Here is a 17,876-nt window from a genome sequence, read left to right as displayed (position 1 = left end):
CGCTTCCTGATCGGCTTCGTTGGACGTTCAAAACTTACTTTTTAGTTCTTACACTCAAGCTGCACGGTAACGTGCAGGCAGACCTATCGAAAGGGGAAACCATGTCCGAGAAAACGAAGATCTCAAGCGGCCAGATTGGAGTGTTCGCCGCGCTCATGTGCATGTACTTCATCGCGCCCACGCACAGCGCCGTGAACGTGGCCTCTACGGGCCTCATGAGCACGTACGGGGTCGATGCGAACGCCATCTCCTATATGGTGTCCATCACCAACCTGCTCGAGATCCCGGCGGCGTTCGTCATCGGCCTGGTGGCGGGGCGCAAGCTCAGTTACCGCGCGTGCGCTCTGCTCGCCACGGCCCTCGTGTTCGTGGGCGGTGTGCCCACCTTCCTGGGCGCCGCGCTGCCGTGGGAGGGCATCCTGGTGACGCGCGCGATACTCGGTTTAGGCCTCGGCTGCTTCATGCCGGTCGTGCTCGGCGTGATCTCGCTCATGTTCCAGAAGGAGTCCGTCCGCGCGACCATGATGAGCGTGGCATCCGTGGTGTTCAACGTCGGTATGATCGTCACCACGAACGTGGCCGGCATCCTGGGTGCCATCTCTTGGAACCTGGCCTGGGGGATCTATCTGTTCTCGCTCGTGCCGTTCGTGCTGTGCATCTTCCTGCTCACGCCGAAGAACGTTCCGGCCGTGCCCGCAACCGATGCGTCGGGCGAGAAGGTGAAGATCAAGCTCCCGGTTTCCGGCTGGGTGCTGCTCGTGCTGTTCCTAGGCGGCATCATCATGAGCCAGTCGCTGTTCAACCTTGGCGGCGCCACCATCGGTGCAGTCGTGGACAACCCTGCCGTGATCGGCACCATCTTCTCGTTGTTCTCGGTCGGTGCCATTGCCTCGGCCCTGCTGTTCGGGCCTGCCTACAAGTTCCTCAAGGCGTATGCCATCCCGGCGTTCTGGGTGGTCGGCATCGTGGGCTATGTGCTGTGGTACGCGGCGCATGTGACGGGCAACGTTCCGCTGTTCTACGTCGCCATCGTCTTGGCGGGCTTCGGCACCAACACCATGACGGTTGGCGTCCCCATGCTGTTGTCCACCTTTGTCGCCCCTGCCATCGTTGGCACAGTCATGGGCTTCAGCTACGTGTTCCAGAACGGCGGCGGCTTCCTGGCCTCTCCCATCGACCAGGTGGTTTCCCTGGTGGCGGGTGCCGACGCCATCATGAGCTCCGTGTGGATCTTCGATATAGTCGTCGGCATCCTGGTGCTCGTGGGCCTCGTCTACGTAGCCAAGAAGGCGAGCGCCATGAAGGCGGAGGCTCCTGCAACCGACGAGTAATCGTTCTGCCCGGTACGACGGGGCCCTTCGGGGCCCTTTTTTCGGTAGTCGGGCGGGTGGCTTGCCCGCTTTGTGCCGGTCTCCCGCCTCTGCGAAGCTAGACGAGCGTCACGGAGCGGGACACGAAGAAGGCCCCGTCAAGGGGCCTTCTTCGTGCTAGGGTGCCGTGCGTCGGATCAAGGCAGGAATATCACCGCCTTCGAGCCCTTATCCTCGAGCTTCTTCGAGAGCTCGTCCACAGGCCCCCATTCTATGACGTTCGCGAGGCAGTGCAACGCACAGGTCGGGATGCCGCCCGACTCCACGCGCTCGGCGCAGAGGTCGCAGTAGCTGGTGGGGAAGGGGAGGTAGTTCCACTCGAGCTTGCCTTCCTCCATCTCGAACGGGCCGAATTCCATCATCTTGATGCCCCACTTGTCCAAGGGAAAGCCGTGCTCGTTCTTGCAGGCCAGCTCGCAGCTCTGGCAGCCGGTGCAGTATTCGTAATCGATCATCAGTCCGATCTTGCCCATGGGGTCCTCCTTATCCGAGCACGCATTCTTCGTGCGGGGTCTTGTACACCTTCACCGGCACCTGCTTGTAGGGGGCGCCGAACCCCATTTTCCCGAGCACGCGGTGGGGGACAAGGCTGTTCACGTTAGACTTCCACACCCCGAACAGGTGCGGCTCCTCGCCGTCTTCCTCGGGGTACCACCAGCCGTGGGCGGCCGCCACCACGTCCTTGCGTACGGTGGGCGTTACCTTGGCTTTCTCGTGCGCGCTGCCCCAGGGGTTCTCGATCGTCACCTCGTCACCCGACTTGATGCCGAGGGCCGCTGCCGTCTCCGGATGTATCTCCAGGTAAGGTTCGGGGGTGAGCTGGCGCAAGCTGGGTATCTGGCGATGCTCCGAGTGGAACGAGGCGAAGTAACGGGCGCCGGTCGTGCACATGAGCGGGTACTCACGTGCCAGGTCCGGACGTTCCTCGGCTCCCAGCTTGGGCGGGAAGTAGTAGGGCAGCGGGTCGTCGCCGAGCGACTGATAGCCGGTCGACCACAGTTCAACGCGGCCGGTAGCGGTCTGGAAGCCGGGCAGGCCGTCGGCGCGGATGAGCCCGCGTTCGTGCTTCCGGTACCCGCCGATGTCGTTGGTTGCCACCACCTTCTCGGACAGCTCCTCCCAGGTGGTGTCCATCTTGCCCACGTCGTCGGCCAGGTACTCCTCCACTGTCCTGAACGGGTACTCCTCGTGATAGGCGCGCTCGTAGAAAGCGTTGCCGAAGTGGATGAGCATTTCCAGGTCGGATTTGCACTCGCCCACCTGCAGGCCCTTGTTGATGGCTCCGGCTATGCCCATCTGGCAGCCTTGGTTCGTCATGACGATGCCGTCGTGCTCGGCCCAGGTGGCCAGGGGCAGCACCACATCGGCCAAGGCCATGACCGTCGGGGTCATGAACATTTCCTTGGCCACGGTGAATTCCATTCTCATAAGCGCGTCGTGCCACCGCTTGGGCTGGGCCGAGCAGGTGGGGGAGAGCAGGTTCGTCGAGTCGAGCCAGGCCATCTTCAACTCGTAGGGTCGGCCTGTCTCCAGCGCCTCGAGCGTGATGTCGGGATGGGTGGTGTTCAGCAGGACCTTGACGATGGGGTAGACGTCCCAGCCGATGCACTTGTTCTTGAGCTCTTCGCTCATGAAGTCCGTGGCTCCGGTCATCTCGAACTGCATCTGCACGCCCACCACGGTTCCGCCCGGCACATCGAGATTGCCGGTGATGGCGGCCATGGCGATGAGGCACTGCGTGACCTGGCAGCCGTTCGGGTTCTGGTCGACTGCCACGCCCATGAGTAGGCTCCAATGATGCACGCCGTCGTATCCGAGCTTTCGGGCGCACGTGCGAATGTCGTCTGCCGAGATGCCGCAGGTTGCGGCAGCGAACTCGGGTGTATACCCCTGCACGCGCTCGACCAGCTCGTCATAGCCGTAGCACCACTTCTCGATGAAGTCGTGGTCCACGAGGTCCTCGTCGACTAGCACGTTGAGAATGGCCAGGCACAGCGCCGCATCGGTGCCGGGCAGCACCTGCAGCACCTGGTCGGCGCGTGTGGCCAGCCAGTTCACGCGCGGGTCTGCCATGATAAGCTTGCTGCCGCGCTTCATGAGCTCGATGAGGGCATGGCCCCACAGGCCGTCCGGGTTCGACTTGAGCGGCTCCTTGCCCAGGCAGAAAACGTAGTCGGGAACCACGAATGCGGGGTCGTTCCACACATCGACGTACCCGCCTCCGTAGTCGAGCTCGATGTAGGCGCTTCCCAGCATCATGGTCATGGCCGTTTGGCGCGGGCCCATGCAGGACCAGCCGGACTGGGCGTAGCAGTTGTTGGGCGTGCGCAGCACCTTCGACGAGAGCGTGAAGCCGTAGCGCACGGCCTCGCGACCCGTACCCATGTACACGCAGATAGCCTCCGAGCCGTAACGGGCGCGGATGTCCTCCGTCTTGGAGACGATAAGGTCGGTGGCCTCGTCCCACGAGATGCGCTCCCATTTGTCAAGGCCTCGGTCCTCGCGGGCTCGCTTCATGGGATAGCGGATACGGTCGGGGTGGTACACGGCCTCCTTGAGCGCCAGGCAGCGGGGACAGAGCCGCCCCTGTGTCAGCTGGTGGTCGGGATCTCCCTCCACCTTTACCAGCTCGCCGTCCTTCACGAACAGGCGAATGCCGCAGCCCACCGCATGGCAGCCCGGCGGCGACCAGGCGCAGGTGCGGATGACCTCCGTACCGTCCTCGAGGACGGTTTTCTTGGGCGCGGGATTGTCCTTGAAATGGAATGCCATTTCATGCTCCTCTCTTGTTGGGGGACGATCAGGCCATAGTACGGAGGGGCAAGTAAGTTTCCCAGAGCCTGCGACTCGGGGCGTGACAGTGAAACAGCACTCCGAAACAGCCTCTCGTCCCTTCAGAACTTACTTTTTTACCCGTATTCTCCGCAGCGGAAGGGCAAGCCCTCTTCGCGCCTTCGGGCGTTGGGGGCGCGCCCTTGGCAGGACGGGCTCATCGAGAGGAGCGAGGAATGGTAAAACGCATCGACATGGAAGTCGAGCAGGGTGGGACCAACGAGGTGCGCCCTGACTTCTTCCGCGAGCCTCCGGTCAAGTACACCGGGGGCGACCTGCCTTGGCAGTGGGAGGAGGACGGCCTGGTAGCCACGCGCACGGGGGCGTGGGCGGCACCCGGTTGCCATGATGGCTGCGGCGTCATCGTCTATACCGACAAGGAGACCGGCGCGTTCGTCAAGGTGGAAGGCGACGAGGAGAGCCCCTATTACCAAGGCCGCCTCTGCGCTCGCTGCATCGCGCTCAAGGAGGCCGTGTACCACCCGGATCGCGTGCTCTACCCCATGCGACGCGACCCGCGGGACCGCGGAAAGGCCGACAAGTGGGAGCGCATCACCTGGGACGAGGCCTACGCCCTCATCAAGGAGAAGTTCGATGCCATCAAGGCCGAGTCTGGCGCAAAGGCCGTCGTGTTCCATTTGGGCACCGGCCGCGGAACCGCGCCCTACATGACGCGCCTGCAGTACGCGTTCGGCTCCGTTCAGTACGCCTACATGCTGTCGGGCAACAGCTGCTACGTGCCGCGCGTGGGCGCTTCCAACGTGCTCATGGGGACCTATACGGTTCCCGACTGCTCGCAGAACCACTACGACCGTTACGACCACGAAGGCTGGGTGCCGCCCAAGAACATATTCATCTGGGGCAACAACCCGCTCGTGTCAAACGCCGACGGCAACCTGGGCCATTGGATCGTGGACTGCATGAAGCGCGGCAGCAAGCTCGTGGTCATCGATCCCAAGCTCACGTGGCTCGCCGCACGCGCCGACCTCTGGCTGCAGATCCGATGCGGCACCGATGCCGCGCTCGCGCTCGCCATGGGGAAGTTCATCGTGGAGGAGGACCTCTACGACCACGAGTTCGTGGAGCGGTGGTGCTACGGCTTCGAGGAGTACTACGAGGCGACGCGCGGATGGACGCTCGAGCGCGCGGCGGAGGTCACGTGGCTGCCCGAGGATAAGATCGCCCAAGCCGCGCGCATGATGGCCGAGAAGCCCACGGCCGTGCAGTGGGGCCTTGCGCTCGACATGACCATGGAGTGCCTTGCCGGGTCGGCCGCCGTCATCGACCTGTGGTCCATCACCGGGCAGATCGACATCCCCGGCGGCATGGTGACGGTGCACCAGCCCTTCAATATCCAAACGTGGAACCCTCCCGATCCGGCCGAGTGCCTGACACCCGAAGAGCAGCGGCAGCGTATCGGAGGCGAGGATTTCCCCGCGCTGAAGTATTCCGGCGTGGTGCTCACGCAAGCTGACATGACGGTCGACCAGATGCTCACGAGCCGTCCCTACAAGATCCGCGCCAACTGGATACAATCCACGAATCCGCTCTCCTGCACGGCGCAGGAGCCGAACACGCGCATGGAGCAGGCTTACAAGAACGCAGAGTTCAATGTCATGGTCGATCCGTTCATGACCCCGACTGCCCAGGCGTGCTGCGACGTGTTCCTGCCCGTATGCATGTATCCCGAGCGCAACGGCATACGCTCGATCTACTACCACGTGCAGACCACGAACAAGGCCTGCGAGGCGCTTGGTGAGAGCAAGTCCGACATGGAGATTTGCTGGGAGCTCGGACGCCAATGGAATGCCGAGATGTGGCCGGGCGAGACGCTCGAGGAGTTCTTCACCTTCACCATGAAGGAAACGGGCATGACATTCGAGGAGGCGCGTGCCGAGAACTGGATCTATCCCGAGTACCATTACGAGAAGTTCCGCACGGGCGAGCAGCGCCCCGATGGAAAGCCCGGGTTCAACACGCCCACCGGCCGCATTGAGCTGTACTCGACGCTCTTCGGGCAATGGGGGCAGCGTCCGGTCCCGCACTACGCCGAGCCACCCTACAGTCCCAACCAGGTGCCCGAGCGTTTCGACAAGGACGACTACCTTTCCCGTTATCCGCTCATCATGACCACGGGCGCGCGCCAATGGGCCTCGTTCCATTCGGAGCACCGCCAGATCCCGCATCTGCGCGCACTGCATCCGAACCCTGAGTTCGAGATAGCGCCCGAGACTGCCGAGGAGTACGGCATCGGGCAGGGCGACTGGTGCTGGATCGAGAACCATCTAGGGCGCGTGCAGCTCAAGGCCAACGTCTCGCCCGTGCTCGACCCGTCTACCATCTCGCTCGACCACGCATGGTGGTTCCCCGAGAAGAACCCCGAGGACGAGGGCGGCGGTTGCTACGGCACGTACCTCTCCAACCCGAACGTCATCGTGGAGGCGGGTTGCGGGGAGAGCGGGTTTGGAAACAACTGCAAGTCGCATATGTGCCGCGTGCGCAAATGCGCGCCGGACGAGGCTATTGGCGATACCGACATGGACGAGATCGCGAAGCGTTTCGCGATGAACGAGGAGCTGGTGTAAATGGCTGACGACAAGGCATACGGCCTGCTGATCAACTACGAGTTCTGCACGGGCTGCCATTCGTGCGAGGTTTCGTGCCAGATGGAGCACGGCTTGCCGGTCGACCGCTGGGGAATCAAGATACAGAAGATCGGACCTTGGCAGATCGACGGTGATGCGTACCAGTACGATTTCGTCCCGGTGCCCACCGACCAGTGCAACCTGTGCGCCGAGCGCACCGCCAAGGGCAAGAAGCCGTTGTGCGTGAAGCACTGTCAGAGCCTTGCCATGCGCTATGGCCCCGTCGACGAGCTCGTGCGCAACTTCGATGGTTCGACCAAGTTCGCCGTCTTCGTGCCGAAGGCGGGCACGGTCTGCTAGCGTCTTTCGAAGGGCGCAAGGAAGGAAAGCCGAGGGACCGGAAGCAGCGAGACGTGCGAAGGCCGGTCCCTCCTCGCGATAAGGAGCGCATGATGACGAGCTATGGCAAGACCGCTCGGGTCCGCTACCGCGGCACGCTGGCGGACGGGACGGTGTTCGACAGCACCGAGGGCAAGGAACCACTGGAGTTCGTCGTGGGCTCGGGTGAGGTCATCCATGGGTTCGACGAGGCTGTGGCGTCCATGGAGGTGGGCGAGTCCCGGCACGTCGTCATGCCCGCATGCGATGCCTTCGGGGAGCGCATCGAGGAGAAAGTGGAGCTGGCGCCTATGTACGCCATTCCCAACGCGAAGGACATCGAGGTGGGCAGGCTCTTCTATTTCGTCACCGAAGAGGGGCTGCGCTTTCCGGCCAAAGTGCTCGAGGTGCGCGAGGGCATGGCGCGCGTCGACTTCAACCATCCGCTGGCCGGCAAGGAGCTGGCGTTCGACATCGAGCTTGTGGGCGAGCGGGAATGAGGTGCGGTGCGCTCAGCTCCTCGGTTGCGCGAGGGGCTCGATGTTGGACAGGCCATACAGGTCGATGAGCTTGAACGATATAAGCAGCAAGAGTCGTGTGTCGGGATCATCCAAGTCGAGTCCCAGCAGCCTGCGGGCTTTCTCCAAGCGGTAGACGAAGCTGTTGCGCTGCAGGGAGAGGCGCTTGCCTGCCTCGCTTGAATTGCAGTTCGACAGCAGGTACGTTTTGAGCGCGACGAACAGGTCATGGTCTTGCTGGGCGAGCTCGAGCAGCTCCTTCGGGCAGAAGCGCTCGGGCGCCATCTCCTTCATGATGAAGTTCATGCCTATTTCCAGTGCATGGGCAGGGAAGGGCACGAGTTCTTCGCTGCCGCCCACGTAGCCCATGCGCAGGGCGGCGAATGCCTGGCGGTAGCTGTCGCGCAGGTTGCGCAGACCAAGGTAAGGAGCGCTCGAGCCGATGATAAGGTGATGGTCCTCGGCGAAGCGTCCGAGGTCGTTGGCGAGCCGATCGTCCTCCATCCCCATGCGCGAACGGTTCAGCGCAGCGACTATGCGGTTCTCCACGACGAAGGCGACGCAGTCGAACGTGGCTTGCAGCCGGCTGCACACCGCGGCGTAGGGTCGCATGAAGCAGCAGTCCTGAACCTGCAGGGAAGAGGCGAAATCGATGCAGAGGCACTGGTACTCGTCGGCATCCTGGCTCCATCCCTGCGCTATCGCGCTCTGTACGAGGTCGGCGTCGGAGACTTGGCGGCCCAAGATGAGCGACTTCAGCGAGGAATGCGCGTTGATGAACGGCCGGCTTCCACCGGTTGCGCTGCTCGCCCGGTAGAGCCTCTCTATGGCGGACGCCAGCGTGAGCGCCGGGGCGCAGTCCTTCTTGCCGACCGGTTGGAAGTTGGGATGGATGGACAACACGATGGCGTACTCGGGCGACAGCCCGATGGTCGACCGGAGCACCGTGCAGTCGAACGCCTGCATGGTGGAGAAGGTGGGAAGCGGGGAGGTGAAGTTCTCGCCGTCCTGCTCGTCGCGTACGCCGTCGAAGAGCATGCCCTTCGGAAGGTACGCTCCCTCCTTTATGAGGTCGGTCTGCTCGCGAGGGAAACGGACATTTCGGAACACGCGATGCGCGAGCACACGGCTGAACGGGTCGGTGATGCAAATGTCGTTCTTGAATACCTTCAGGCTCGCGTTCACGAGCCCAGGCAGCTCGCCGCCCTGCTCCACGATCATGCCGAGCTCGCGCTCCCAGGCATTGAACCTCTGGAACGCCTCTTGGACGGCGTTGAACGCCCTGCTCTCGTTTTGCCTGTCGTCGACCCAGAGGACATCGCAGTTTTTCGCCTCGAGGCAGAACGCCGGCGGTTCGCCCAGGCATATGAACGCAAGGGTGAGATGGGGGTTGCGACTCAGCTGGCGCCTGATCTTCTCCTTCGACGCGTCGATATCGTCCGACGAGGCCACGTACGCGATGTGCTCGAAGAGTCGGTGCTCGCTCTCGTTGAAGAGGGCCGGGTACTCGAGTGCTGGCTCGCAGGCGTCCGACGCGATGCTCGAACCTGCGACCGCAGCTCCCAGCTCGTGCTCGATGGTGTGAAGGCTTAGCTTCATGGACGGCCTTTCGCGGGAAAACGTGTTTGCCATATTATACCAAGGAGTCCAAGCCTGCCGACAGCGATGCTACCCGGAGCGTGCCGCCGAGCGAAGGAGTGTCCCGGCGCGCGAGCCCCCCCCCAACGCAAGCGGGCCGCAGGTTGAACCTGCGGCCCGCTCTGGTTTCGGCGGTTGCGGCGTCCAGGGGAGGCGCCGGGGCCCGCGAAACGTCGGGGATGGAAGGGGCGTCTCGCGCCTCCCCGGTGCCCGTCGCCCTACTGCGCGTCCTCGGCCTTCGCGGCGCCCACCGCGTACTTGCCGCAGCGTGCCATGAACACGACGGCGCACACCAGTCCGACGGCGCCCACGATGCCCAGCGGCACGGCCACCATGGCCCAGCTGCCCGTGGACTCCACGATGGCGCCGGCGATGGGGGCGGCGGGGATGCCGCCGAAGTTCGAGCCGATGGGCAGCGCGGCCATGACCAGCGCCACGCCGGCCGGGGTCTTCGCGGCCCACTGCGCGTTCGAGAACAGCGCGGGCGGCACGATGTTCGTGAACAGGCCCACGAGCACGGCCACCACGATGATCGCCGCCTGGCCGGTGAACACGAACTGGATCACGCCGGCCACGGTGCAGAGCACCATGGTGCCCACGAGCACGAGCGGCTGGTTCCTCACCTTCGTGAGCACCACGCCGATGATGAGCGAGCCCACGATGCCGGTGACGGTGGTGATGGACGACACGGAGTTCGCAGCGGCCATGTCCATGCCCACGAGCGGCGTCTGCAGGTAGGTGGGCGCCATGGCCGACCATACCGAGAAGATGAACGCGAAGCAGGCGAACACGATCACGAGCAGCCACGAGTTCAGGGACGTGAGGCCGGCCCACGGCTTGACGTCGCCGCCGGCGGCCACCATCTGCATCTCCTCGGCATGGTCGACGTGGATGCCGAACACGGTGAGCACGAGGCCAACCACCACGATGGCCAGGCACACCCACCACACGCCCTGCCAGCTGCCGGTGGCGCCCAAGATGAACGCATAGGAGTTCAGCATGATGAGCGATCCGGCCGCCGTCCAGCAGGCCCAGATGGAGTTCGGCAGGCCGCGCTTGGCGGGATCCTTGAACAAGAGCGCGATGAGCGTGGGGCCGGCCGTGGCCAGAAAGCCGTTGCCCAGGCCGCCGATGAAGCGCGATGCGATGAACACCTCGACGTTCGGGGCGAGCACGCCCACGAGCGAGTCGAGCGCCATGCACACCAGCGCGGCGATGAGCATGCCCTTCGGCCCGATCTTCGTCTGGATGGCGCCGGTTGCGAACGCGATGACGGTGCCGGCCACGGAGCACGCCGACATGAACCAGCCCGCCTCGCCCAGGCCGCACTGGAAGTACTCCATGAGGCTGCCCATGGCGGGCGGCACCTTGAAGAACCCGATGGCGAAGATGGCCCCCATGACGAAGATGAGGATGAAGTTCACCCAGGCGTTGCCGGTCTTGCTTTTCTCTCCCATGTTCCTCTCCTTGCTGGTCGATTCCCCGTGCGGCCGCTTGCGGCCGCACCCTGCGCTAGCTCGCGCCTCCCCGGCTGGCCGGGGCGCCCGCAGGCTAGTTCTGCCCCGGCGCCTTCCCGGGCACGGCGGGCGGCTTGGGAGCCCCCGGCGCCGCCGGCGCCCCGGGAGCACCGGGCGCTCCCGGGGCGGCCGCTCCCGGGGCGCCCGGTGCCGACGGTCCCGCGGGCAGCGCTGCGCCGCAGTCGGGGCAGGCGGACAGGCTCGGCTCGCACGAGCGTCCGCACTCCGGGCATTTCTTGTTCAGTTCGACGGCCGTTGGTCTGAAGCACATGGTCTCTCAACCTCTTTCCCGATTGGTTCCGACAGGTTGGCGGTGCGTCGGCGCATGGCCGCGCGCGGCATTCGCTGCGAGCGGATACCTCTCCCATCAGGCACGACGCGTTTCACGTCCACAGCGTCCGACGGGTCCGCCACGCTTTGCAGTATAGAAAACGCCCCGATCGGCGGCCTATAGAGGATGTTCCAAAAGTTCGCCCGAGTTTTTGGAACTTCCTCCGTTTCGCGGCCGCAGGCCCGCTCCCTAGAATGGCGGTATTCGACGAGCGGCCGGTTCCACCCGGCGTTCGGAGACCCAAAGGACGAGGGAAGAGAGGAATAGGTATGGAGTACAACAACGAGTACAACCTTGACCTGTACCCGAAGAAGCTGCACTGGAAGGAAGGCGACCTCACCGCCACGCGCACGACCATGTGGTCGGGCCCGGGCTGCCACGAGGGATGCCAGGTCATCTTCTACACGGACGACGACGGCAAGCTCGTGAAGGTGGAGGGCGACCCCAACAGCCCGTTCAACCAGGGGCGCCTCTGCATGCGCTGCCTGGAGCTGCCCGAGCTCGTGAACCACGAGGAGCGCCTGCGCTACCCCCTGAAGCGCGCAGGCGAGCGCGGCGAGGACAAGTGGGAGCGCGTGAGCTGGGACGAGGCCTACGACCTCATCGAGGAGAAGGTGCGCGCGTTCCAGGAGAAGGACGGCCCCGAGTCCATCATCTCCATGATCGGCACCGGCCGCAACGTATCGCAGGTTATCGCGCACAACCAGTACGCTAACTTCGGCGGCCCCGACCTCACGCTCTGCTTCCTGTCGGGCGACTCGTGCATGCTGCCCCGCACGGCGCTCTGCTACGTGGTCATGGGCAACCAGTGGGTGGCAGACATGAGCCAGTTCCGCCCCGACCGCTACGAGAACGACCCCGAGTGGCAGATTCCCGAGTGCATCGTCATCTGGGGCACGAACCCGGTGGTGTGCAACTCCGACGCCTTCCTCGGCCACTGGATCGTGGAGGCCATGAAGCGCGGCAGCAAGCTCGTGACCATCGACCCGCAGCTCACGTGGATCGCCTCCAAGTCGAAGTACTGGCTGCGCCTGCGCCCCGGCACCGACGCGGCGCTCGCCCTCGGCATGATGAACGTCATCATCGGCGAGGACCTCGTGGACCACGACTTCATCGACAAGTGGACCTACGGCTACGAGGCGCTCGCCGAGCGCGTGAAAGACTATCCGGTTGAGAAGGTGGCCGAGATCTGCTGGGTCGAGCCCGAGCTTATCGTGGAGGCCGCACGTTTCTACGCCAAGGCGCACCCCTCCACCATCCAGTGGGGCCTTGCGGTGGACATGTCCAAGATCGGCACCCCTACGGCCCATGCCATCGCGTGTTTGGCCGGCATCACGGGCAACATCGACAACCCCGGCGGCAACATCCTCATCGACCAGGCCTGCGGCCTGGAGTTCGGCTACAACTCCGGCATCGAGTACCTGAAGGAGGGCATGGTCGAGAAGCGCCTGGGCAACTCCAAGTACAACCTGAAGAAGTACGGCTTCACGGCGTCGTCGCAGTCCGACTGCATCCTCGTGGCATGCGAGACCGGCCTCGACGAGAAGGGCGATCCGCGCCCGGTGAACATGCTGTGGATCCAGTCCTCCAACCCCATCACGAACATGGGCCAGGACGCCCCGCGCATCTACCGCGCCATGAAGAACGTCCCGTTCATCTGCGTGGTCGACCTGTTCAAGACCCCGTTCGCCGTAGCATGCGCCGACCTCCTGCTGCCCTGCGCCATGTCCAACGAGCGCGACTGCATCCGCGTGTGGTTCGATCCGGTCCGCTCGCTCACGAAGTGCTCCAGCTTCTACGAGGCGAAGGAGGACGAGCAGATCATGATCGATCTGGGCCACCGCCTCAATCCCGATGCGTGGCCGGAGTGGGTCAAGGAGCCCCGCGACTACATGAACTGGCGCCTGCAGGTGGGCAATTGCGGCTTCACCATGGAGGAGCTGGAGAACGAGCATGCGGGCATGATCTACAACGACTTCCGCTACTACAAGTACGAGAAGGGCCTGCTGCGCCCCGACGGCCAGCCCGGCTTCATGACGCCCACGGGCCGCTACGAGTTCTACATCAGCCTGTTCGACAGCTGGGGCGTGGACGCGCTGCCGTACTACGAGGAGCCGCCCACCAGCCCCGTGGCAACGCCGGAGCTCGCCGAGGAGTACCCGCTCGTGCTCACCACGGGCAAGCGCTCCTTCGAGTTCTTCCACTCCGAGTGGCGCCAGGCGAACACCACCTCGCGCGAGCTGCACCCGGTGCCGTACTTCGACATCCACCCCGACACGGCGGCGAAGTACGGGCTGCACGAGGGCGAGTGGGCCTGGATCGAGAACCAGATGGGCAAGTGCCGCCAGGTCGTGCGCCTGAACGCCACGCTCGATGAGCGCGTGGTGTCCACCGAGCACGGCTGGTGGTTCCCCGAGCAGGAGGCGGCCGAGCCGAGCCTGTTCGGCGTGTTCGACTGCAACCCGAACAACCTCATTCCCATGTGCGAGAACGGCGACAGCGGCTACGGCGCGCCCATCAAGTGCGGCATGGCGAAGGTGTACCCCTGCACGCCCGAGAACAGCGCGCCCGAGGACCAGCCCACCTACCAGGTGACGGCCACGAACGGCTACACGCACGGCCCGTCGCACAAGAGCGACACGCCGAGCTTCTACGACCAGAACAAGTAAGGAGGAGGTACTCATGGCAAACATCGGCGAATACGGCCTTCTGATCGACTACCAGTACTGCTCGGGTTGCCACGCCTGCGAGGTGGCCTGCAAGAAGGAGCACGACCTGCCCAAGGGCGACTTCGGCATCAAGATCGTGCAGGACGGCCCGCGCCAGTGCTCCGACGGCGTGTGGGAGTACGACCACCTGCCCGTGCCCACGCACCTGTGCGACCTGTGCGCCGTGCGCGTGGAGGCCGGCAAGCTTCCCACCTGCGTGCACCACTGCCAGGCCGGCGTCATGGTCTACGGCACGCTGGAGGAGCTCGCCGCCAAGGCGAAGGCGGCCGCGAAGGACAAGATGGTGATCTTCGCGAAGTAGCCTCGCGGCGGGAAGGCGCTGCGGCGGGTGGGGCTTTCCGCTCCCGCCGCGCTCCCTCTCTCGGCGGGCGGCGCCAAGCCGCCCGCCCGCTTCACAATCTGCACCATGGATCGGCTGGTCGGTAAAACGACCGGCTGGTGGCGTTTCGGACGAGGCTCTTCAACGGCCTCACCGCCCGGCGTGCAAGGGGCGCGCCGGGTGTTACCTTTTCGTTTCGCAAGGGGGTCGAACATGCAAGAGAAACTCTATCCGTGGCGATGGGCCATCCTGATAGGCATGACGGTGCTGCTCGTGAGCCTGCAGTTCTCGTTCATCGTGCCGGGCGGCGCGGCGATTCTGGTGATGCAGCAGTACCAGTGCGAGCCCATGATGTTCTCCATGATCATGTCCATTCCGTACTTCTCGGGCGTGCTGTTCTGCATGGCCGGTGGCGTGCTGGCCGACCGCCTGGGCCTCGGCAAGGTGTTCGCGGCGGCGTTCGTCGTGTCGCTTCTGGGCGCGTTCGCGCGCTGCTTCTCGGCCGACTACTGGACGCTCTTCGCCTCGAGCTTCTTCATGGGCATGGGCGTGGCGGCGCTCAACGCGAACTCCGCGAAGCTCCTGCGCCTGTGGTTCCCCGGGACGGCGAACTCGTTCGCCATGGGCGTGTACACGGCCGGCATGTCGGCCGGCGCAGCGCTGGCCATCTGGTACGGCTCGCGCGTGGCCTCCATCCAGGACGCGTGGTGGTTCAGCTTCGGCCTCATGGTGGTGGGCGTGATGGCGTGGTTCGCGGTGTATCGCAAGCATCCCGACGGCGAGCACCGCTCGGTCGAGCCGGTGGGCACGTACCTGCGCGTGGTGGTGAGGAACGGGCACGTGTGGGCCGTGGCCATCGTGGCGCTTCTGGTGTTCGGCATGACGAACGTGAACGGCTCCTACATGGTGGCTGCCGTGACCACGCTCATGGGCGATCCGAGCCTTACGGCCGTGGCGGGCGACCTGTCCACGCTGAACACGGTGATCGCCTGCGTGGCTTCCATGGCGCTGCCGGTGGTGTTCGCGAAGCTTTTCAAGAACATGCGGGCGCCCTTCATCATCTGCCTCGTGGGCACCGCCGCGTGCTTCGCGCTCGTGTTCTTCCTGCCGTACGGGCCTCTCACCTGGGCGCTCTTCTGCATACAGCCCATGCTCATGGCCTCGGTCATGCCGTTCACGAAGATGCTCCCCACGCTGCTTCCCAGCGTGAAGCCCGAGCACTACGGCGTGGTGGGCGGCATCCAGGCCACGCTCCAGAACTTCGGCATGTTCCTCATCGCGTCCTACGTGATCTCGCCCCTCGCCATCGCGGCGACGGGGGCCGTGGACGGCGTGCCGTACTACCAGGGCGTCTACGTGGCCACGGCCGTGCTCTGCCTCGTTGCCGCGGCGTCGCTCTTCCTGTTCCCGAACGTGCGCAGCTCCGTGGCACGCAAGATAGCCGACGAGCAGGCGGCCGCTCCCGACGAGCAGGCGGAGTAAGAACAGCGGGAACCGGGCGCCGAGCCGCCCGGTTCCCCACGTGAAGCGAGGGGAGGGGGCTGCTTATGGGCAACTGCCATTACTGCATGAACTGCGGCCGCTGCCGGGGCGAGAAGCCTCCGGCCATCCTCGTGCGCCGCTGCCCGTCGTGCGGCTGCATGAACGATCCGGGCACGCGCGCCTGCGCCGCCTGCGGCGGCTCCCTCGAGCTGCAATCCGGCACGACGAGCCTCGCGCCGGGCATGCCGCAGCGCGATCCGGGCACTACCGCTTGAGCGTGGCGGAGAATACCCGTCCTCGATATGGCTCTAGCTTCAGGGAAGCGCGCCTCTCCGATCCCTCCCTTAGCTTTCCTGCTCGGGGCTTCGTGCGCCGACGATCGCCCGCTCTACGGAATCGCTGCCCTCGGTGAGGAAGAAGGCCTTGAAGTCCAGGAGCATGCGCTCGCGGGCGCCGGGGAGGGCGAGGTCGAAGTCGAAGCGACGCTGGATCTTCTCTATATGGTAGAGCACGGTGTTGCGGTGCAGGTGGAGCCGCGAGGCCACGGCGGTGGCGTTGCGGCCGCTGTTCAGGTAGTGCCAGAACAGGGCCAGGTAGTTCGTGTTGTTGGCAACGTCCTCGGCGTGGATCTTCTCCACCACGGTATGCGAGAAGCAGAAGCGCATGAACCGCTCGTCCTTCTCCGCCGGATCCACGAGGAAGTACATGAGCGCGTCGCCGAAGAGGTACGCACCGCGGTCGGCGTCCTCGGCGGCGGAGAGCTGCAGGCGGATGGTCTGGCGCAGCCCGAGCGCGATCTTCGCCTGCCGGTATGCCAGGTCGAGGTTCTCGATGCCCTCGAATATCTCCGACACGCCGCAGTCGATGCCCAAGGGGCCGCTCACGTGCTCCTCGAGCTCGTCCAGGGTGCGGCGGTGCGCGAGGCGGCAGTCGCTCGGCGGCGCGTAGCAGAGCGCCAGCACCTCGGCCCGGTACGCGAAGCAGTGCACGTCGCCGCCGTTCAGCCGCCCGGCCGCCCGCACCGCGCGCCCCGCCTTCTCGGGATCGGCCCCCTCGTCCACCTCCAGCACCACGAGCTTGTACTGCGCGTTGGCCGCGAGCCCGGCCATCTCCCGCTGCGTGTCCACGTACTCGCACGACACGGGCTCGTGCTCCAGCAGCTTCTCGAAGAAGAAGTAGTGGGGTATGTTCAGCTTCACCTGTGAGCGCCACTGCTGCTCGCACAGCGGCATGACGTGGCGTATCAAGATGCAGAACAGGTCCTTCAGCCCCTCGGTGAGCGGCGCGACGTGGCATGACATGGACAGCGATCCGAAGTAGGTGTGGCTTAGGTACAGCGGGTGCGAAAGCCGCGCGTAGGGCGTGATGGCGGAGGGTTCCTTCTCGTAGAACGCCTTCTCGGGCAGGTGGAAGCGCTTCTCCGCGATCATCTGGGGCGACAGGCAGCCGGTTTCGACGAGGCGCCGGTGCAGGGCGTCGGGCGGTTCGATGGCGGAGGTGCGCGCGACGAGGTTGAACTCGTTGTCGGTCACGAACATGAAGTTGCGCATCACCGGCGCGCTCGCGTCGAGCGCCTCGGCGAGCGTGCCGTGGCGCAGCGCGATGCGGTCGAGCTCGCCCTCCCACAGCAAAAGGCGCATGAAATAGGATTGCACGAGGAAGATGAAGTAGGAGAAGCGGTCCTGTTGGCGGATGACGAGCAGGCGGTCGGCCACGTCCGCGAGGGCGGGCCCGACGTGCTCCCCGCCGTCCGCCAGCGCCAGCGCGAAGGCCCGCGGGCGGTCGCGCAGGAGCGTGCCGGCCATGCCGAGGCGGCACACGAACAGCAGCCGCGCGTCGTCCAGGTCGCTCGGCGCCGTGCTCGCCACCTGCTCGTGCGACACGGCGGCGAACCAGCGGAACGTGCGGCGCGCGGCGGGAGGGCGGTGGACGACCTCGCAGTCCGACAGGAAATCTTCCAGCATGGGCAGCGTCACCGTCGCCAGGCTGCCCCCTTGCGCGGGCGTGAGGAAGACGTCGTCCCCGAAATCGTGAGATGCCACTGAGAACCCCCCATTCACGTGACGGCCGGAGGCGCAGGTGCTGCTTTCCGGTATACCCGAACAGTATAGCAGGAGATGCGGCGTAACCGTGCGGATCCGGGAGGGAGGCGTGCCGGATGGGAAGGGGCGGGGCGG

14 protein-coding genes are annotated in these 17,876 nt (G+C 65.0%); 8 read left to right on the top strand and 6 right to left on the bottom strand.

Annotated elements, in window-relative coordinates; all coding sequences use genetic code 11:
• The first annotated feature begins 101 nt into the window (after positions 1-101).
• On the top strand, positions 102-1,331 hold the full coding sequence (locus BN3560_RS03065) for an MFS transporter (RefSeq protein WP_015540516.1): 1,230 nt from the start codon (positions 102-104) through the stop codon (positions 1,329-1,331).
• A 176-nt stretch (positions 1,332-1,507) separates the two neighbouring features.
• Here BN3560_RS03065 and BN3560_RS03060 read toward each other — a convergent pair whose 3' ends face one another.
• Positions 1,508-1,843 carry an oxidoreductase gene (locus BN3560_RS03060; RefSeq protein WP_096226980.1) on the bottom strand — a complete coding sequence of 112 codons (336 nt, stop codon included), beginning with the start codon at positions 1,841-1,843 and terminating at the stop codon, positions 1,508-1,510.
• A 10-nt stretch (positions 1,844-1,853) separates the two neighbouring features.
• Entirely contained in the window at positions 1,854-4,142 is a 2,289-nt protein-coding gene (locus BN3560_RS03055) for a molybdopterin-containing oxidoreductase family protein (protein WP_096226979.1), read from the bottom strand.
• Positions 4,143-4,378: 236 nt separating this feature from the next.
• Here BN3560_RS03055 and BN3560_RS03050 point away from each other — a divergent pair, with 236 nt between their 5' ends.
• The 3 genes from BN3560_RS03050 (at position 4,379) to BN3560_RS03040 (ending at position 7,665) form a co-directional block, all read left to right on the top strand.
• A complete protein-coding gene (locus tag BN3560_RS03050) occupies positions 4,379-6,787 on the top strand; it encodes a molybdopterin-dependent oxidoreductase (RefSeq protein ID WP_096226978.1) in 2,409 nt (802 codons plus the stop codon).
• Positions 6,788-7,147 carry a 4Fe-4S dicluster domain-containing protein gene (locus tag BN3560_RS03045; RefSeq protein WP_096226977.1) on the top strand — a complete coding sequence of 120 codons (360 nt, stop codon included), beginning with the start codon at positions 6,788-6,790 and terminating at the stop codon, positions 7,145-7,147. It begins immediately after the preceding gene.
• Positions 7,148-7,236: 89 nt separating this feature from the next.
• Entirely contained in the window at positions 7,237-7,665 is a 429-nt protein-coding gene (locus BN3560_RS03040) for an FKBP-type peptidyl-prolyl cis-trans isomerase (RefSeq protein WP_015540520.1), read from the top strand.
• 12 nt (positions 7,666-7,677) lie between these two features.
• Here BN3560_RS03040 and BN3560_RS03035 read toward each other — a convergent pair whose 3' ends face one another.
• From BN3560_RS03035 to BN3560_RS03025, 3 genes are all read right to left on the bottom strand, one after another.
• A complete protein-coding gene (locus BN3560_RS03035; RefSeq protein ID WP_157780533.1) occupies positions 7,678-9,282 on the bottom strand; it encodes a PucR family transcriptional regulator in 1,605 nt (534 codons plus the stop codon).
• 257 nt (positions 9,283-9,539) lie between these two features.
• Entirely contained in the window at positions 9,540-10,778 is a 1,239-nt protein-coding gene (locus BN3560_RS03030) for an MFS transporter (protein WP_096226975.1), read from the bottom strand.
• Between the two features lie 94 nt (positions 10,779-10,872).
• Entirely contained in the window at positions 10,873-11,109 is a 237-nt protein-coding gene (locus tag BN3560_RS03025; RefSeq protein WP_096226974.1) for a hypothetical protein, read from the bottom strand.
• A gap of 329 nt (positions 11,110-11,438) precedes the next feature.
• Here BN3560_RS03025 and BN3560_RS03020 point away from each other — a divergent pair, with 329 nt between their 5' ends.
• The 4 genes from BN3560_RS03020 to BN3560_RS03005 all read left to right on the top strand — a co-directional run bounded on the left by BN3560_RS03020 (position 11,439) and on the right by BN3560_RS03005 (position 15,974).
• The gene (locus BN3560_RS03020; RefSeq protein WP_096226973.1) at positions 11,439-13,838 is read left to right on the top strand and encodes a molybdopterin-dependent oxidoreductase; all 2,400 of its coding nucleotides are present in this window, start codon (positions 11,439-11,441) and stop codon (positions 13,836-13,838) included.
• Between the two features lie 13 nt (positions 13,839-13,851).
• Entirely contained in the window at positions 13,852-14,199 is a 348-nt protein-coding gene (locus BN3560_RS03015) for a 4Fe-4S dicluster domain-containing protein (RefSeq protein WP_096226972.1), read from the top strand.
• Between the two features lie 231 nt (positions 14,200-14,430).
• Positions 14,431-15,699 (top strand): MFS transporter, encoded by a 1,269-nt coding sequence (locus BN3560_RS03010; protein ID WP_161959454.1) that lies wholly within the window; start codon positions 14,431-14,433, stop codon positions 15,697-15,699.
• Positions 15,700-15,764: 65 nt separating this feature from the next.
• Complete coding sequence (locus BN3560_RS03005; protein WP_087191806.1) at positions 15,765-15,974, top strand: hypothetical protein; 210 nt, start codon at positions 15,765-15,767, stop codon at positions 15,972-15,974.
• A 69-nt stretch (positions 15,975-16,043) separates the two neighbouring features.
• Here the strand turns inward: BN3560_RS03005 and BN3560_RS03000 are convergent, their stop codons facing one another.
• On the bottom strand, positions 16,044-17,741 hold the full coding sequence (locus tag BN3560_RS03000; protein ID WP_096226970.1) for a PucR family transcriptional regulator: 1,698 nt from the start codon (positions 17,739-17,741) through the stop codon (positions 16,044-16,046).
• Positions 17,742-17,876: the final 135 nt, after the last annotated feature.

This window comes from Gordonibacter urolithinfaciens, from assembly GCF_900199375.1.
GTDB lineage: Bacteria > Actinomycetota > Coriobacteriia > Coriobacteriales > Eggerthellaceae > Gordonibacter > Gordonibacter urolithinfaciens.
The sequence above is the reverse complement of the archived record's forward strand: the minus strand, read 5'-3'. Positions and strand labels throughout refer to the sequence as shown.

Excerpts from the sequence above, each read along its gene's own strand:
- BN3560_RS03065 (WP_015540516.1), top strand. The coding sequence starts at position 102 with ATGTCCGAGAAAACGAAGATCTCAAGCGGCCAGATTGGAGTGTTCGCC.
- BN3560_RS03060 (WP_096226980.1), bottom strand. The coding sequence starts at position 1,843 with ATGGGCAAGATCGGACTGATGATCGATTACGAATACTGCACCGGCTGC.
- BN3560_RS03055 (WP_096226979.1), bottom strand. The coding sequence starts at position 4,142 with ATGGCATTCCATTTCAAGGACAATCCCGCGCCCAAGAAAACCGTCCTC.
- BN3560_RS03050 (WP_096226978.1), top strand. The coding sequence starts at position 4,379 with ATGGTAAAACGCATCGACATGGAAGTCGAGCAGGGTGGGACCAACGAG.
- BN3560_RS03045 (WP_096226977.1), top strand. The coding sequence starts at position 6,788 with ATGGCTGACGACAAGGCATACGGCCTGCTGATCAACTACGAGTTCTGC.
- BN3560_RS03040 (WP_015540520.1), top strand. The coding sequence starts at position 7,237 with ATGATGACGAGCTATGGCAAGACCGCTCGGGTCCGCTACCGCGGCACG.
- BN3560_RS03035 (WP_157780533.1), bottom strand. The coding sequence starts at position 9,282 with ATGAAGCTAAGCCTTCACACCATCGAGCACGAGCTGGGAGCTGCGGTC.
- BN3560_RS03030 (WP_096226975.1), bottom strand. The coding sequence starts at position 10,778 with ATGGGAGAGAAAAGCAAGACCGGCAACGCCTGGGTGAACTTCATCCTC.
- BN3560_RS03025 (WP_096226974.1), bottom strand. The coding sequence starts at position 11,109 with ATGTGCTTCAGACCAACGGCCGTCGAACTGAACAAGAAATGCCCGGAG.
- BN3560_RS03020 (WP_096226973.1), top strand. The coding sequence starts at position 11,439 with ATGGAGTACAACAACGAGTACAACCTTGACCTGTACCCGAAGAAGCTG.
- BN3560_RS03015 (WP_096226972.1), top strand. The coding sequence starts at position 13,852 with ATGGCAAACATCGGCGAATACGGCCTTCTGATCGACTACCAGTACTGC.
- BN3560_RS03010 (WP_161959454.1), top strand. The coding sequence starts at position 14,431 with ATGCAAGAGAAACTCTATCCGTGGCGATGGGCCATCCTGATAGGCATG.
- BN3560_RS03005 (WP_087191806.1), top strand. The coding sequence starts at position 15,765 with ATGGGCAACTGCCATTACTGCATGAACTGCGGCCGCTGCCGGGGCGAG.